This window comes from Rhizobacter sp. P2_H2, from assembly GCF_056403375.1.
In genome coordinates, this window is sequence record NZ_JBFUFP010001709.1 from 1 (window position 1) to 689 (window position 689).

The following is a 689-nucleotide window of genomic DNA, read 5'->3' on the forward strand; positions in this document are numbered from 1 at the left end:
GCTCTGGACTATCACTCGACCCCTCTAGCCGCTTGAGTTCTTCGCGCCAACAATGCGCAATGCGAGCGGCCGCGAATAGTCCTGCCTGACTCAGTGTTAAACGCTTCAAATGCCAGCCTTGTGATGAATCTATACAGAGATTCTCGAGCGAATAATCCTCTGGAAATTGAGTTCTCCAGAGGCTGCAAATATGAATCTCAAGTGGCACTACACTCGAAGTTGGAAATATTGCGCCAGTGCTTAGATTCGCAAAGAAGCCAAGATATTCTGAAGGAGGAAGTTGGAGCGAAAGAAAATGTCGAATGCGTTCGATATTTAGATTATCGCCTGTACCTTGAAGACCAGAAAATACGGTATTTGGGGCTCCACTGATTGTGCAAATTTGCATTTGCGATTGATTGCATCGATTTCGCTGCTCCAAAATATCAAATAAAATCCTCCCCCTTATTCTATGGTGCTCCAGCCCCAGTTCTTTAGAGGGATCAGTTGGGCCCCACTCGGATTCATCATGCAAACTAATGTCGTACTTCTTTGATAGCCGCTGAATCCCTTTGTATGCCTCGACAATCTTTTCGATATTATCCGGACAGCGCCAACGTTTTTGTGACAGTCCTGCGCCCCTTCTCCCGAGCGGGAAGGCACAATTCCAACACCTAAATCCAAAATTGATTTTTTTTCCGCTGTTATAC

The 689-nt window shown here is 45.9% G+C and carries 1 protein-coding gene; it reads right to left on the reverse strand.

What is annotated here, in order from left to right; genetic code table 11:
• Positions 1-689, reverse strand: a 689-nt coding sequence (locus tag AC1D15_RS35750) for a hypothetical protein (protein WP_477829821.1), incomplete at both ends; no start/stop codon positions are given.